13 protein-coding genes are annotated in these 14,630 nt (G+C 68.4%); 10 read left to right on the top strand and 3 right to left on the bottom strand.

All coding sequences use genetic code 11. The features are described 5' to 3' along the window. The first annotated feature begins 2 nt into the window (after positions 1-2). Both AX676_RS15770 and AX676_RS15765 read left to right on the top strand, forming a co-directional pair. On the top strand, positions 3-1,325 hold the full coding sequence (locus AX676_RS15770; RefSeq protein ID WP_066476405.1) for a bifunctional folylpolyglutamate synthase/dihydrofolate synthase: 1,323 nt from the start codon (positions 3-5) through the stop codon (positions 1,323-1,325). A gap of 70 nt (positions 1,326-1,395) precedes the next feature. Then, complete coding sequence (locus AX676_RS15765) at positions 1,396-1,821, top strand: DUF6628 family protein (RefSeq protein WP_066476408.1); 426 nt, start codon at positions 1,396-1,398, stop codon at positions 1,819-1,821. Between the two features lie 117 nt (positions 1,822-1,938). Here the strand turns inward: AX676_RS15765 and AX676_RS15760 are convergent, their stop codons facing one another. Then, on the bottom strand, positions 1,939-3,591 hold the full coding sequence (locus tag AX676_RS15760) for an AmpG family muropeptide MFS transporter (RefSeq protein WP_066476606.1): 1,653 nt from the start codon (positions 3,589-3,591) through the stop codon (positions 1,939-1,941). 56 nt (positions 3,592-3,647) lie between these two features. Here AX676_RS15760 and AX676_RS15755 point away from each other — a divergent pair, with 56 nt between their 5' ends. Next, complete coding sequence (locus AX676_RS15755) at positions 3,648-4,781, top strand: aromatic ring-hydroxylating oxygenase subunit alpha (RefSeq protein WP_066476411.1); 1,134 nt, start codon at positions 3,648-3,650, stop codon at positions 4,779-4,781. Next, on the top strand, positions 4,778-5,149 hold the full coding sequence (locus AX676_RS15750) for a YdeI/OmpD-associated family protein (RefSeq protein WP_331709948.1): 372 nt from the start codon (positions 4,778-4,780) through the stop codon (positions 5,147-5,149). The genes AX676_RS15755 and AX676_RS15750 overlap by 4 nt, the downstream gene beginning before the upstream one ends. Here AX676_RS15750 and AX676_RS15745 read toward each other — a convergent pair. Continuing rightward, positions 5,121-5,555 (bottom strand): response regulator, encoded by a 435-nt coding sequence (locus AX676_RS15745; RefSeq protein ID WP_066476414.1) that lies wholly within the window; start codon positions 5,553-5,555, stop codon positions 5,121-5,123. The two genes, AX676_RS15750 and AX676_RS15745, sit on opposite strands and share 29 nt — an antisense overlap. Positions 5,556-5,729: 174 nt before the next feature. Between AX676_RS15745 and AX676_RS15740 the strand changes: the two genes are divergently transcribed. From AX676_RS15740 to AX676_RS15725, 4 genes are all read left to right on the top strand, one after another. Beyond that, positions 5,730-6,761, top strand: coding sequence for a pseudouridine synthase (locus tag AX676_RS15740; protein WP_231726071.1), 1,032 nt, complete (start codon positions 5,730-5,732; stop codon positions 6,759-6,761). After that, entirely contained in the window at positions 6,762-7,301 is a 540-nt protein-coding gene (rsmD, locus tag AX676_RS15735; protein WP_066476419.1) for a 16S rRNA (guanine(966)-N(2))-methyltransferase RsmD, read from the top strand. Positions 7,302-7,351: 50 nt separating this feature from the next. Next, positions 7,352-9,634 (top strand): ATP-dependent helicase, encoded by a 2,283-nt coding sequence (locus AX676_RS15730; RefSeq protein ID WP_066476429.1) that lies wholly within the window; start codon positions 7,352-7,354, stop codon positions 9,632-9,634. 347 nt (positions 9,635-9,981) lie between these two features. Then, on the top strand, positions 9,982-10,998 hold the full coding sequence (locus AX676_RS15725; RefSeq protein ID WP_066476432.1) for a glycosyltransferase family 2 protein: 1,017 nt from the start codon (positions 9,982-9,984) through the stop codon (positions 10,996-10,998). 21 nt (positions 10,999-11,019) lie between these two features. On the opposite strand, the gene ispG is transcribed toward AX676_RS15725, so the two are convergent. Next, positions 11,020-12,135, bottom strand: coding sequence for a flavodoxin-dependent (E)-4-hydroxy-3-methylbut-2-enyl-diphosphate synthase (gene ispG, locus AX676_RS15720; RefSeq protein WP_066476435.1), 1,116 nt, complete (start codon positions 12,133-12,135; stop codon positions 11,020-11,022). Positions 12,136-12,253: 118 nt separating this feature from the next. On the opposite strand from ispG, the gene AX676_RS15715 reads away from it, so the two are divergent. Both AX676_RS15715 and AX676_RS15710 read left to right on the top strand, forming a co-directional pair. Beyond that, on the top strand, positions 12,254-13,462 hold the full coding sequence (locus tag AX676_RS15715) for an acyltransferase family protein (RefSeq protein ID WP_231726129.1): 1,209 nt from the start codon (positions 12,254-12,256) through the stop codon (positions 13,460-13,462). Between the two features lie 46 nt (positions 13,463-13,508). Further along, positions 13,509-14,459, top strand: a complete 951-nt coding sequence (locus tag AX676_RS15710; RefSeq protein WP_066476612.1) for an isoaspartyl peptidase/L-asparaginase family protein — start codon at positions 13,509-13,511, stop codon at positions 14,457-14,459. Positions 14,460-14,630: the final 171 nt, after the last annotated feature.

The following is a 14,630-nucleotide window of genomic DNA, read 5'->3' as shown; positions in this document are numbered from 1 at the left end:
TCATGCCCGATTTCGCAACCTCGACCGATCCGGCGGTGCAGCGCCAGCTCGACCTGCTGAGCCTGCTCGGGCCGGGCGCGGACATATTGGGGCTCGACCGCATCACCCGGCTGCTCGACCGGGTCGGCAACCCGAACCGCCACCTGCCGCCGGTGTTCCATGTCGCGGGCACCAACGGCAAAGGATCGACCTGCGCCTATCTGCGCGCCGGGCTGGAGGCGGCGGGCCATCGCGTCCATGTCTATACGAGTCCGCATTTGGTGCGCTTCAACGAGCGGATCCGGGTCGCGGGCCAGCTGATCGGGGATGCGGCGCTTGCCCCGCTGCTCGCCGAAGTGCTCGACGCGGGCAGCGATATCGGCGCAAGCTTCTTCGAGGTGACGACGGCGGTCGCGTTTCTCGCATTCGCGCGCACGTCGGCGGACGCGTGCGTGATCGAGGTCGGCCTGGGCGGGCGGCTGGATGCGACCAACGTGATCGACCATCCCGCGGTGTGCGGCATCGCCCAGCTCGGGCTCGATCATCAGGCGTTCCTCGGCGACACGATCGAGGCAATCGCCGCCGAAAAGGCCGGGATCGCGAAGCCCGGCGTGCCGCTCGTCACCTTCGACTATCCGCCAGCGATACGCGACGTCGTCGCAGCCGCCGCCCATACGCGCCGCGCATCGGTGCTGCGCGCCGGCGCCGACTGGCACTGGGCCATCACCGACGGCCGCCTCGCCTATCGCGATGTCGGGGGCGTACTCAGGCTCGACCTGCCCGTGCTGGCCGGCTCGCACCAAGCGGCAAACTGCGCGCTGGCAACCGCGATGCTGCGACATCAACGCGCCCTGCACATCCCCGACGCTGCGATCGCCGCGATGCCCAGTGGAGCGCGTTGGCCGGCGCGGATGCAGCGCCTGTCGGACGGGCCGCTGACCCGCCGGCTGCCCGCCGGGTCGACGCTGTGGCTGGATGGCGGGCATAATCCCGCCGCGGCTCAGGCGGTGCGTGACGCACTCGCAGGGGTGGCTGAAAGCCGCCCGATCGCGATCGTGCTCGGCATGCTCGCCAACAAGGATCCGGACGGGTTGCTTGCCCCGTTCGCAGCGATGACCGACCGGCTTGTCGCCGTGCCGGTCCCCGGCCACGCGCATCACGTGCCCGACGCCCTCGCCGCGCTGGGCAAGACGCTGGGGATCGGCGTGACGGACACCGCCGCCGATGTTCCCGACGCCCTCGATGCGATCGCGTCAGCAACGCGGTCGCCGGTCACCGTGCTGGTACTGGGATCGCTCTACCTCGCCGGACGCGTACTCGCCGCAAACGAGGAGCTGCCCGACTGATCCATCCTTTTTGCGATTGACTATCAATAGCGGTTTGATAGCCTGGCGTCCTTGTCGAGAGGAACGTCCTATGTCGCCTGCCAACCCGATCGCCACCGCCCTGCCCCATCGCGCACCCGATGCGCCGGCGGTGCGCCTGTTGCTGTTCGCGATCCGCCAGACCGGCGCGCAGGGCCTGCATGACGCGGCCGTTGCCAATGCCTTCGTCACCGCGTTCGGCCGCCGCTTTCGCCGCCCGCTGGTGCTGCTCCGCGCGCTGATGAGCGACATGTCGTCGGTATCGTCCCGCCCGATCCAGATCGCGCCTTGGTGCTGTCAACGCATGACCCGCGACGAAGCGGGGATCATCGCTGCGCTGACCGCCGCGCCCGACCGGCCGGAGCGCGCACTGATCCTGCTGGCGGACGTGCTCGGCGCGCCGCAGCGCGCGGTGCCGATCGCGACCGCGCAGCTATTGGCGCAGAGTTTTGCCGAAGCCGGGCTGGCGCTGGCGTAAACGGACCACGCTTCTCGTCGATCTACGCTCACCCGTTCGTATCGAGCGGAGTCGAGATACGTTTCTCGACTTCGCTCGAAACGAACGGAAACTGCGCCAAGTTTTTGAATACCGGTCTCAAGCCGCGGTCGCCACCGCCTCGCCCTCGACCCCCGACGCGCTCGCCCGCTGGCGCCACCAGTCGGCGAGCACCAGGACCACCGCGACGCCGCCCAGCGCGGCGGTCAGCAGGAAGATGTTGGCATAGCCGTAAAGCTCGAGCGCCTCGCCGATCGCGGCGCGGCCGAGCGCGCCGACCAGGAAGGTCATGGAGGACAACAGCGCGAACTGCACCGCGCTGAAATCGCGCGACGTCATCGCGCTGATATAGGCGACGAAGGCGGTACCCGCCAAACCGCCCGCGATATTCTCGCCCGAAATCGCGATCATCAGCCGCAGCATCCGGGGGTCGACCCCGATCTGGTCGAGGAACAGCAGCCCGGCAAAGCCGTCAATTCCCGCGCCGCCATTGGCGAGATCGGCATAGAGCAGGTTGGACAACGCCGCGACGATCCCGCCAAGCAGCAGCGTCGGCATCCGCCCCAGCGTCGCCAGCATCACCCCGCCGATCGCGACCCCGGCGATCGTCATGATCACCCCGAACAGCTTGGACGCGAACGCGACCTCGTCATTCGTGTAGCCCAGGAAATCGAGGTAGAAGGGAAAGGCGAACGGCGCCCAGATCGAATCGGCGATGCGATAGAGCAGAATGACCGCGAGGACGAGAATCGCGCCCCAGCGAAGCCGCCCGACGATCTCGGCCAGCGGCAGGATGAGCGCGCGATAGCAATGGTTGGCGGTCGCCTGAAGCCCGCCCTGCCCCGCCGCATCCTCGACGCGGCGCGGCAGCCGGTTGGTCCACGCCGACACCATCGCGGGAATGATGACGGTCGCGACGATGATCCACGGCCCCCAGTCGCGGGTGAAGTTCCCCGCCGATGGCGCGGTCTCGCCAGGCGGCACCGGACTGAGCGCCGCGGCCATGAAGCTGCCCAGCACCGCGATCGCCCAGAGCCAGCAGACCGCGACGATGCCCAGCGCGATGGCGCGTTCACGCGGCTCGGGGACGACATGCCCGGCGAGCGGCGCGCGCTCGTCCATCCGGTCGCGCGGCCGCTCCGGCGTGAACAGCGTCATGACGAGCGCACCGATCATGGCACCGCCAAAGCCGATATAGACCGCCGGCCAGCCGATACGCGCCGCCAGCACCAGCGCCAGCGCGCCGCCGGTCAGTGCCGCCAGCCGGTTGCCGAGCTGATAGATGGCGGAAAGCAGGTCGACGGTCGCGGTCTCGTCCGCCACCTCGATGCGCCAGGCGTCGATCACCACGTCCTGCGTCGCCGACAGGAAGGCCGCAATCACCGCGAGCACGGCAAAGCTGCCGATCGCGGTCACCGGATCGGTCAGCGCCAGCGCGACGAGGAGCAGCGCCAGCCCCCCCTGGCACAGCACCAGCCAGGATCGCCTGCGACCCAACCGGCCGAGCAGCGGCAACTGCGCGCGATCGACCAGCGGCGACCACAGGAACTTGAAGGCATAGGCCAGACCGATCCACGACACGACCCCGATCGTCGCCAGGCTGACCTTCAGCTCGCCCAGCCACGCGTTGAGCGTCCCGATCAGCAGCACGAACGGCAGGCCGGAGGCAAAGCCCAGCACCAGCATCGCCGATGTCTTGCGATTGCGCAGCGCCGCGCGCAGCAGCGCCACCCCCTTCACCCTGTCCGTCACCTTGAACCCTTGTCCCAAAGGCGCAACACTAGCCAAAACGAGAGGGAAGAATAGCCATGAACGCGCTCACCCCGACGCCGGGCCAGCTCGCCCTGGCGGCGGAACTTGGCCGCGGCGGCACCGCGCGCGACGACGGCATCGCGCACGTCGCGGCGGACGCCTATACCCGTGCGGCGCGGCATGACGCCGAACAGGCGCGGATCTTCAACCGCGTGCCGCTGGTCATCGCCCCCTCGGCGTTGCTGCCCGATCGCAACATGGCGGTGCCGCATGACGGCTTCGGCAAGCCGCTGCTGGTTGCGCGCGACGGTGACGGGCGGGCGCATGTCTTCCTCAACGTCTGCCGCCATCGCGGCACGCGTCTGGTGGAGGGCTGTGCTGCGATAAAGTCGCCGCGCCTCGTCTGCCCCTATCACGCCTGGACCTATGCGCTCGACGGCCGGCTGACCGGGTTGCCGCGACCCGAAACCTTTCCTGGGCTCGACAAGGGCGAGTTCGGCCTCAAGCGCCTGCCGACGCACGAAGCGGGCGGCCTGATCTGGTTCAGTTTCGATGCGGATGCGGACTTCGCCGATGCCGACACCCTGGCGCGTGACTTCGCAGCGTTCGACCTAGCCGGACAGCAGCTGTTCCGCCGCCGCACCCATGAGGTGCGCGCCAACTGGAAGCTGATCATGGATGCATTTCTGGAGGCGTATCACGTGCAACGGCTTCACGCCGGCACGATCGCGCCGTTCTTCCAGGACGGGGTGTCCACCGCCGACACGATCGGCGCGCACCAGCGTTCGGCGGTCGGCCGCGCGGCGGAGGCCGACGCGCTGTCGTCGGGCGACTGGGCGGTGCTGCGCCGCGCGATCACCTATACCTATCAACTGTTTCCGGGCACGGTCATCATCGTCAGCCCCGATTACATCAACCTGATGATCCTGATGCCGCAGGCGCACGACCGCGTCCTGGTCGAGGATTTCATGCTGATCCCCGAAGCCCCGGCGACCGACAAGGCGCGCGACCATTGGGAACGCAGCTGGCAGCTGCTCGACCAAGGCGTGTTCGCCGCAGAGGATTTCCGCGCCGCCGAGCTCGGTCAGCAGGGCTTGGCCAGCGGCGCGATCGACCGGCTGACGCTCGGCCAGCTCGAACGCGGCATCCGGCACTTCCACGACGCGGTGGAGGCGATGCTCGGTGCGTGAAACGATTGGACGGCAGGGCGGCGGCGCGCGACACGACCGCGGACATGGCTGACGACTTCAAGCACGGAACGGTCCATCAGGCCGCCGAGGACCTGCAGCGCGCGCTGCGGGCAAGCCCCGAACTATATGCGCGGTGGCAGGCGCTGACCCCACTCGGGCGCAACGAATTCATCTGCTGGGTCGAGGATGCGAAACAGCCGGCGACCCGCGCGCGACGGCTGCGCCGAACCTGTGAGGAATTGCTGGAGGGAAAGAAGCGGCCCTGCTGCTGGGCGGGATGTATTCACCGTCCCGACAAGGCACCGGGCCGATGGCAAAAGGCCGTTCTGATCGACGGGGTCAAACGGCGCGCTCCAGAAACAGGCTGAACGGGGGCGAGAGCTTCTTGGGCTGCTGGCCGTCAAGCACCGCCTCGATCGCGTCGATCGCCGCCGTCAGGTCACGCGGACCATAGGGTTTCGACAGGCAGCCCGCCGCGAGCGCGCGGGCATCGCCCGGACAATTGCCGGTAACGAACAGCACCATGACGCCGCGCGCCACCGCCGCGCGCGCGACATCGATTCCCGAACCGTCCGCGAGCGTCAGGTCGACCAGCGCCAGGTCCAGCGGCTCGTCACGCGCGATCACCGCCAGCGCATCCGCGACCGAATCGACCGTCGCGGCGATTTCGAAGCCGGATTCGGTCAGATGATATTCGGTGTCGAACGCGACGAGCGGCTCGTCCTCGACCACCATGATGCGCGTAATGCGCCGGGTTTTGCGGGTAAACAGCATCTTGTCGTATTCGCTCGTCCCTGAAGCGACCGTCTGCGCGGCCCCTTCCGCACAACGTCCTGCCGACGAAATCGCCGCCCGGCAGCAAAGTTTTTTTGTCGGTCGGCCAGCAGTGTCTATATCACCGTCGCCATGGGGCCGTCCAAACCGAAAGAACCGCAGCGCATCGCGAAATTGCTGTCGCGCGCCGGCATCGCGTCGCGCCGCGAAATCGAGCGCATGATCGACGAGCGTCGCATCGCGCTCGACGGCAAGCCGCTGGAGACCGCTGCGACCGTGCTCACATCGCTCAGGGGCGTGACGGTCGACGGGCAGGCGGTGAAGGCTCCTGCCCCGGCCCGGCTGTTCCGCTTTCACAAGCCCAGCGGCGTGCTGACCACCGAGCGCGATCCGCGGGGCCGCGCGACGATTTACGACCGCCTGCCGCGCGACCTGCCGCGCGTGATGCCGGTCGGGCGGCTCGACCTCAATACCGAGGGCCTGTTGCTGCTCACCACCGACGGTGAACTGAAGCGCCAGCTCGAACTGCCCAAATCAGGGGTCGAGCGCAGCTATCGCGCGCGCGCCTATGGCCAGGTCAGCCAGGCGCAGCTCGAGGATCTGATGCTCGGCGTCGAGATCGATGGCGTGCGCTACGGCTCGATCAACGCCAATCTGGAGCGGCGCACGGGCGCGAACATGTGGATCGAGCTGACGCTGACCGAGGGCAAGAACCGCGAGGTCCGCCGCGTGCTCGAACATCTCGGGCTCCAGGTCTCCCGGTTGATACGCACGCGTTATGGCCCGTTCCTGCTCGATGGGCTGGGCATCGGCGCGGTCGACGAAATCCGCCAGCACGACGTCGTCGCGTTCCGCAAGGATATGAACGCGATGGCTCCGGTCCGCGTGACGATTCCGGTCGCGGCCGCGGCCGAAAGGCGACCCAGGCCGGAGCACAGGGGCGACCCGGACTCGCCGCCGAAGACCAGGTCGCATGCGCGGCCAGCCGGTGAGGCCAAGCCCCGGCCAAAGCCCGCCAAAGAGGCAAAGCCGCGGCGCGTGAAGGCGGCACCGGCGGAACGGACCGCGCGCGAGTCGCCGGCACCGGAGCCCGAACGCGCGCCGCGTCCGGCCAAGAAGCCCGCAGGCTGGGCGAAGAAAAAGGCCAAACCGGGTCCGCCCCGGCGCAAGCGCGACCCCGGCGGTATCACGAAGAAGGCGCGATAAATGCGGATCATCGCCGGCACATGGCGCGGACGGCCGCTGATCGCGCCCAAAGGGGACGCCACCCGCCCCACCGCCGACCGCACGCGCGAGGCGTTGTTTTCGATGCTGACCAGTCGGGTCGGGAGCTTTGACGGGCTGCGCGTCGCCGACCTGTTCGCCGGATCGGGCGCGCTGGGCCTGGAGGCGCTGTCGCGCGGCGCTGCCGCCTGCCTGTTCGTCGAACAGGACCGCGCCGCCCTTGAGGCGCTGAAGGCGAATATCGCCCGACTCGGCGCGACCGGCACCGATGTGCGCGCGCAGTCGGTGCTCGCACTGGGCCCGGTTAGCCAGCCGGTCGACCTGATGCTGGTCGATCCGCCCTATCGCAGCGGCGCGGGCAATGTCGCGCTCGACAAGCTGGCGCGGCTCGGCTGGATCGGCCCCGCGACCTGGATCAGCGTCGAAACCGCGCGCGACGAGGATGTCGATGCCACAGGCTTCGCGATCGACGCCGAGCGGGTGCACGGCAAGGCCAAGCTGACACTGCTCCGCCGCGCCTGAACCCGCGAACCGGGTTGCCCCAGGCCTGCGCGTTCCCTAACTGTTCACCGATGAGTCTTCCCGCGTCCGCCCCCGACGATCCCCCTTATCTGCGCGGGCTCAATCCGCCGCAGCGCGAGGCGGTGCTGACCACTGACGGGCCGGTCTTGATGCTGGCGGGCGCCGGCACGGGCAAGACTGCGGCGCTGACCGCGCGGCTGGCGCATCTGCTCTACACGCGCCGCGCCTATCCGAGCGAGATCCTGTCGGTCACCTTCACCAACAAGGCGGCGCGCGAGATGCGCGAGCGGGTCGGGCGCATGGTCGGCGACCTGGTCGAGGGGATGCCGTGGCTCGGCACCTTTCACGCGATCGGGGCCAAGATGCTTCGCCGCCACGCCGAACTGGTCGGGCTGCAATCCAACTTCACGATCCTCGACACCGACGACCAGCTGCGCCTGCTCAAGCAGCTGATCGCCGCCGCCGACCTGGACGAGAAACGCTGGCCGGCGCGCCAGCTGGGCGGGCTGATCGACGGGTGGAAGAACAAGGGGCTGACCCCTGCCGATCTCGATGCGGGCGAGAACGAGCTCTACGCCAATGGCCGCGGTCAGGAAATGTACCGCGCCTATCAGGACCGGCTGCGCGCCCTCAACGCCTGCGACTTCGGCGACCTGCTGCTCCACGTGCTGACGATCCTGAAAACTGACCGTGAGGTGCTGAGCAGCTATCAGCAGCGCTTCCGCTACATCATGGTCGACGAGTATCAGGACACCAACAGCGTCCAGTATCTGTGGCTGCGGCTGCTCGCGCAGGAGCGGCGCAACATCGCCTGTGTCGGCGATGACGACCAGTCGATCTATTCGTGGCGCGGCGCACAGGTCGAAAATATCCTGCGCTTCGAGCGCGACTTTCCAGGCGCCAAGGTCATCCGGCTGGAACAGAATTACCGGTCGACCCCGCACATCTTGGGCGCAGCCGCAGGGGTGATCGCCCATAATGGCGGGCGGCTGGGCAAGACCTTGTGGACCGAGCTGGACGCGGGCGAGAAGGTGCGCGTCATCGGCGTTTGGGACGGGCCGGAGGAGGCCCGCCGCGTCGGCGAGGAGATCGAGCGCGGCCAGCGCGATGGCCAGTCGCTCGACCAGTTCGCGATCCTGGTCCGCGCCCAGCACCAGACCCGCGAGTTCGAGGACCGCTTCATCGCGATCGGCATGCCCTATCGCATCGTCGGCGGCTTCCGCTTCTATGAGCGCCAGGAAATCCGCGACGCGCTCGCCTATCTGCGCATCGTCAACCAGCCCGCCGACGACCTGGCCTTTGAGCGCATCGTCAACGTGCCCAAACGAGGTCTGGGCGACAAGGCGGTGGCGAAGGTGCATCAGCTGGCCCGCGCGCAGGGGCTGCCGCTGCTCCACGCCGCCGCGCGCATCCTCGACACCGACGAGCTGACGCCGCAGGCGCGCCGCGCGCTCGGCAGCCTGATCGGCGACATCAGCCGTTGGCGCGACATGGCGCGCGACCTGCCGCACCCTGAGCTCGCCCGGCAATTGCTCGACGAAAGCGGCTACACCGCGATGTGGCAGGCGGACAAGACCGCCGAGGCGGCGGGGAGGCTCGAGAATCTGAACGAACTCGTCCGCGCGATGGAGGAATATGAAAGCCTCGGCGCGTTCCTGGAGCATGTCAGCCTGGTCATGGACAATGACGGCGGGCGCGACGAGCCGCAGGTGACGATCATGACGATCCACGCCGCCAAGGGGCTGGAGTTCGACACGGTGTTCCTGGTCGGGTGGGAGGAAGGCGTCTTCCCCTCGCAACGCGCGATCGACGAAGGCGGCCTCGCCAGCCTGGAGGAAGAACGCCGACTGGCTTATGTGGCGATCACCCGGGCGCGGCGGCGCGCGGTGATTCTGCACGCCGCCAACCGCCGCATCTATGGCCAGTGGACGAGCAGCATCCCCAGCCGCTTCGTCGGCGAACTGCCACCCGAGCATATCGAAAGCGAGACGACGATGAGCGGCGGCGAAAGCCTGTGGCGCGCCAACTGGTCCGAACGCAGCGATCCGTTCGCCGACGTCGCGCGCGGCACCGGGCGTGGGCCCGGATGGCAGCGCGCGGCGTCGCCCGCCTCCACCTTCGTCCGCGAAAGCCCGCGCGTGTTCGAGGGGCGCGCGTCGGCGGTCAGCGTTGGCGCCCCGGCGCGCAAGGACATCGCGGTCGGAATGCGCGTCTTCCACCAGAAATTCGGCTATGGCGCGATCGCGGAGATCGAGGGCAACAAGCTCGAGATCGATTTCGAGCAGGCCGGACGCAAGCGCGTGATGGACAGTTTTGTGACGGTGGCCGCCTGAGGCGGGAGCCGCGAACATAGCGCCATCGCTGAGCCAGGCCCGCGCGCGCTTCCCACCACCAGAACCCGTCACCCCGGCCCTGTGCCGGGGTCCACCGCGCCGCAAAGCACCGTTGCGCGCCAGTTGGAGCCGAGCCAATGCGCTGGGCACGGGAAGCGCGCTGATGATGGACCCGTGCGGGTTGCGCGGTGGACCCCGGCACGAGGCCGGGGTGACGAGGAAGGAGTGGCGGGGTCTTGCGATCATCCCCTCCCGGTCAGCCTCTGAGAAGGACAGCAACGATGTCGCGGTAGCGCTCCGCCCCCGCCCCCTCGACTCGGCAGCGAAAAGGCGTAGACCGCGCGGCCATGATTCGCCCCGCGCTCTCGATCGTCATCCCCTGCTACAATGAGGAAGCGTGCCTCGACGCCCTGCACGCGCGTGTATCGGCGGCGGCGCGCGCGGCGGTGGGCGAGGATTACGAGGTCGTTCTGGTCAATGACGGGTCGCGCGACGCCAGCTGGCCGGTCATGCAGCGGCTGGCGGCGGGCGACCGCCACGTCGTCGCGATCAACCTCTCTCGCAATCACGGGCACCAGCTGGCGCTGACCGCCGGGCTCGATCTGTGCGCGGGCGACCAGATCCTGATCATCGATGCCGACCTTCAGGATCCGCCCGAACTGTTGAGCGAAATGCGCCGCGTGATGGCGGCGGAGGGGGCCGACGTCGTCTATGCCGTGCGCCGCAAGCGCGAGGGCGAGACCTTTTTCAAGAAGCTGACCGCCGCCGCCTTCTATCGCGTGCTCGACCGCGTAACCGACACGCCGATCCCGCTCGACACCGGCGATTTCCGCCTGATGAGCCGCCGCGCGCTTGATGCGCTGCTGGCGCTGCCCGAACAGGCGCGCTTCGTGCGCGGCATGGTCGCGTGGATCGGTTTCCGCCAGGTGCCGCTCGCCTATGACCGCGCCGAACGCATCGCAGGCGAGAGCAAATATCCGCTCGCCAAGATGATCCGATTCGCGCTCGATGCGGTTACCGGCTTCTCGACCGCGCCCTTGCGTTTCGCCAGCCATGTCGGACTATGGCTGACGGCGGCGTCGGTGCTGCTCGTCATCTACATTCTCGGCGCGTTCGCGATGGGCCACGCGCTGCCGGGCTGGACGTCGCTGATGCTGGTCGTGGTCGTGCTGGGCGCGGTGCAGATGTTCGTGCTGGGCATGATCGGCGAATATCTCGGCCGCCTTTATGTCGAGGCCAAGCGGCGGCCGCTCTATCTCGTCAGCGATGTCGCGGGCGAGGTGAAGCGCCACGTGACGCTCGGCTTCCGCGCGGAGGATGTCGCACCCAACACGCCATCGGGGCCGGAACCGGACGCGGGCTGACCCGCGGCCCGGTCCAGGGGGTCAGGCCGCTTTCGCCTCGTTCGCGGCCTCGATCTCGGCGGCCTTGGCCTCGACCAGCCGGACGATGTGATCGACCATGTCGGCGTCCTCGACCGTGTGGTCGGTCACGCCCGACAGATAGACCATATGCTTGCCCGCACCGCCGCCGGTCAGCCCGATATCGGTCTCACGCGCCTCACCCGGGCCGTTAACGACGCAGCCCAACACGCTGAGCGACAACGGCGTGCGGATATGCTGGAGCCGCTCCTCAAGCGTCTGGACGGTGCGGATCACGTCGAAGCCCTGGCGCGCGCAGCTGGGGCACGACACGACGCGCACACCGCGGTTGCGGATCCCCAGGCTCTTGAGGATTTCGAAGCCGACGCGCACCTCCTCCTCGGGCTCGGCGGACAGGCTGACGCGGATCGTGTCGCCGATACCGTACCAGAGCAGGCTGCCGATGCCGATCGCCGACTTGACGGTGCCACCGACGAACCCGCCGGCTTCGGTGATGCCCAGGTGCAGCGGGCAATCCACGGCTTCCGCGAGCTGCTGATAGGCGGCGACCGCCAGGAAGATGTCGGATGCCTTCACCGCCACCTTGAATTCGTGGAAATCATGGTCCTGCAGCAGCTTGATATGGTCGAGCGCGCTTTCGACCAGCGCCTCCGGGCACGGCTCGCCATATTTTTCGAGCAGGTCCTTTTCCAGGCTGCCGGCATTCACGCCGATACGGATCGCGCAGCCATTGGCCTTGGCGGCGTTGACCACTTCGCGCACCCGGTCGGCCGAACCGATATTGCCGGGGTTGATGCGCAGGCATGCCGCGCCCGCATCCGCGGCCTCGAGCGCGCGCTTGTAGTGGAAATGGATGTCGGCGACGATCGGCACGCGGGCGGCGCGGACGATCTGCTTGAGCGCCGCGGTGCTTTCGACATCGGGGCAGGACACGCGGACGATATCGGCACCCGCTTCCTCGCAACGGCGGATCTGGTCGATCGTGCCGCGGACGTCATGGGTTTCGGTATTGGTCATCGTCTGCACCGTGACGGGCGCATCGCCGCCGACGGGGACGTTGCCGACCATGATCTGGCGGGACTTGCGGCGGATGATATCGCGCCAGGGACGAACAGACATGGGGTTTCCCGCTGAAGAGCCGATGATGCGGCCGGTATAGCCGCCCCGCCGCGACAGCGGAAGGCGATACGCGCCGACCCCGCTATCGTCGCGGTCGGTTTCCCCCTAAAGCGAAGCGATGACGAACACGGCGACCGCCCCCCGCCCGGACGCGGCCCCGCCGATCGCGCGGCATTACGGGATGGACTGGCTGCGGATCGCGGCGTTCGCGCTGCTGATCCTCTATCATATCGGCCTCGTCTATGCGCCGTGGAACTTCCACGTGAAGTCGCCGCACGTTGCCGATTGGGTGGTGGTGCCGATGCTGGCGCTCAACGCGTGGCGGCTGGCGCTATTATTCGTCGTCTCGGGCTACGCCACGCGCGCGCTGCTGCGCCGCGCCGGCGGTGTGACGGCGTTCGCGCGCAACCGCACCGTGCGGCTGGTCGTGCCGCTCCTGTTCGGCGTCATCGTCGTCGTGCCGCCCCAGCCCTGGATCGAGCTTGTCACCAAGCATGGCTACGGCTTCGGGCTGCCGCATTTCTGGATCCACGACTATTTCCGCTTCGGCACGCTCGACGGGCTCGTCCTGCCGACCTGGAACCATCTGTGGTTCGTCGGTTATCTGTGGGTCTATACCATGGCGCTGGCGGTGCTGATCGCACTGGTGCGCACACCGTGGCTCCAGCGCGTGTTCGACCGCGCCTTCGGCGGCGTCGGCATGCTCGTGCTGCCGCTCGCCTGGCTGCTCGCGGTCCACCTGCGCTGGTTCCCGATGCGCGGCGAGACGCACGCGCTGTTCGACGATCCGGTCGCCCATGCCATCTATCTGCCCGCCTTCCTGTTCGGCTTCGGACTGGCCAGATCGGCGGCGGCGATGGCGGCGATCCGCCGATGGTGGAAAGTCGCCGGACTAGCCGCGATCGCGGGCTATGGCGTCAAGGCGGCGGCAGAGCTCAACTGGCCCGGTGCGATCCCGATCGCGCGCGACTTCCTGCCGGTCTATCTGTCCGCGCACAGCGTCCAGCAATGGGGGGCGATCGTCGCGCTGATCGGGCTTGCCGACCGCTTCCTCGACCGCGACCATCCGCGCCGCACGATGCTGACCGAGGCGGTCTTTCCCTTCTACCTCATCCACCAGACGATCATCGTCGCGGTGGTGTGGGCGCTGCGTCGATTTGCCCCCTCGGCGCCGATCGAGTTCACAATCACGCTGGCGGCAACGGTCGCGGGCTGCTGGGCTTTCTATCTCGCCGGGCGGCGCATCGGCTGGCTGCGGCCACTGATCGGCCTGCGTCCCCGGCTGGAACCGCGCGCGATGCCTGCTAGGGTCGCGAACCAGTCGTGAAGGAACCCATCTGATGCGTCTTCCCCTGTTGATCGGAGCCCTGCTGATGTCCCTGCCCGCCCACGCCCAGGATCGCCCGCAATGGACGCTCGTCATTCATGGCGGCGCGGGCGTGATCGAACGCGAACGGATCACGCCCGAGCAGGACAAGGCGGTGCGCGCCGCGCTCGACCAGGCGCTGGTCGCGGGATCGGCGGTGCTCGAACGCGGCGGCAGCGCGCTCGATGCGGTCGAGGCCGCGGTCCGGATCCTGGAGGACGACCCCCATTTCAACGCTGGGCGCGGCGCGGTGTTCACCTGGAACGGCACCAATGAACTCGACAGCGCGATCATGGACGGCGCGACGCGTGGCGCCGGGGCCGTCACCGGCGTGTCGACGATCAAGAACCCGGTCACGCTGGCGCGCAAGGTGATGGAGAAGGGCCCGCACGTGATGCTGTCGGGCGCGGGGGCGGAGGAGTTCGCGCGCGACAACGGCGTCGAGACGGTCGACCCCAGCTGGTTCGCCACGCCCGAGCGTCGTCGCCAGCTTGACGAGCTCAAGTCGCGTTCGGCGGGCTGGTTCGATATCGACCTGAAATACGGCACCGTCGGCGCCGTCGCGCTCGACAAGGCAGGACATGTCGCCGCCGCGACCTCGACCGGCGGGCTGACCGGCAAGCGCTGGGGCCGGATCGGCGACGCGCCGGTGATCGGGGCGGGCACCTACGCCGACGACCGCGCCTGCGCGGTCTCCGCCACCGGTGCGGGCGAGTTCTTCATCCGCGAGGGCGTCGCGCACGAAATCTGCGCGCGCGTGCGTTTCAGGGGCGAAACGCTGCAACAGGCCGCCGACGCCGTGATGAAGGAAACCGCCGATCTGGGCGGTGACGGCGGCGTCATCGTCACCGGCCCGACCGGGGAGGCAGCATGGAGCTTTAACACGCCGGGCATGTATCGTGGCCGCGCCATCGCCGGCGGGACGCGCAAGGTCGCGATTTACGGGGATGAGGAATAATCGGAAAGTCGGCCCCGCGACCGTCTTTCAATCGTCGCAATCGGCCGGTAGCGGCCAGCCACACACCCAACCCGGTCATCCTGAGTAGGGACTTAGCAAAGTCGAAGGCCGCTATCGGAGGACAGAGACCGCGCGCTCGTCCTTCGATACGCCGCTTTGGCTTCGCTCAGC

Origin of the sequence: Sphingomonas sp. CCH21-G11, assembly GCF_001555965.1 — a bacterium.
GTDB lineage: Bacteria > Pseudomonadota > Alphaproteobacteria > Sphingomonadales > Sphingomonadaceae > Sphingomonas.
This window is presented reverse-complemented; position numbering and strand designations above follow the sequence as displayed.

Bases quoted from the DNA above. Each gene is read 5' to 3' on its own strand.
- AX676_RS15770 (WP_066476405.1), top strand. From the start codon at position 3: ATGCCCGATTTCGCAACCTCGACCGATCCGGCGGTGCAGCGCCAGCTC.
- AX676_RS15765 (WP_066476408.1), top strand. From the start codon at position 1,396: ATGTCGCCTGCCAACCCGATCGCCACCGCCCTGCCCCATCGCGCACCC.
- AX676_RS15755 (WP_066476411.1), top strand. From the start codon at position 3,648: ATGAACGCGCTCACCCCGACGCCGGGCCAGCTCGCCCTGGCGGCGGAA.
- AX676_RS15745 (WP_066476414.1), bottom strand. From the start codon at position 5,555: ATGCTGTTTACCCGCAAAACCCGGCGCATTACGCGCATCATGGTGGTC.
- rsmD (WP_066476419.1), top strand. From the start codon at position 6,762: ATGCGGATCATCGCCGGCACATGGCGCGGACGGCCGCTGATCGCGCCC.
- AX676_RS15730 (WP_066476429.1), top strand. From the start codon at position 7,352: ATGAGTCTTCCCGCGTCCGCCCCCGACGATCCCCCTTATCTGCGCGGG.
- AX676_RS15725 (WP_066476432.1), top strand. From the start codon at position 9,982: ATGATTCGCCCCGCGCTCTCGATCGTCATCCCCTGCTACAATGAGGAA.
- ispG (WP_066476435.1), bottom strand. From the start codon at position 12,135: ATGTCTGTTCGTCCCTGGCGCGATATCATCCGCCGCAAGTCCCGCCAG.
- AX676_RS15715 (WP_231726129.1), top strand. From the start codon at position 12,254: ATGACGAACACGGCGACCGCCCCCCGCCCGGACGCGGCCCCGCCGATC.
- AX676_RS15710 (WP_066476612.1), top strand. From the start codon at position 13,509: ATGTCCCTGCCCGCCCACGCCCAGGATCGCCCGCAATGGACGCTCGTC.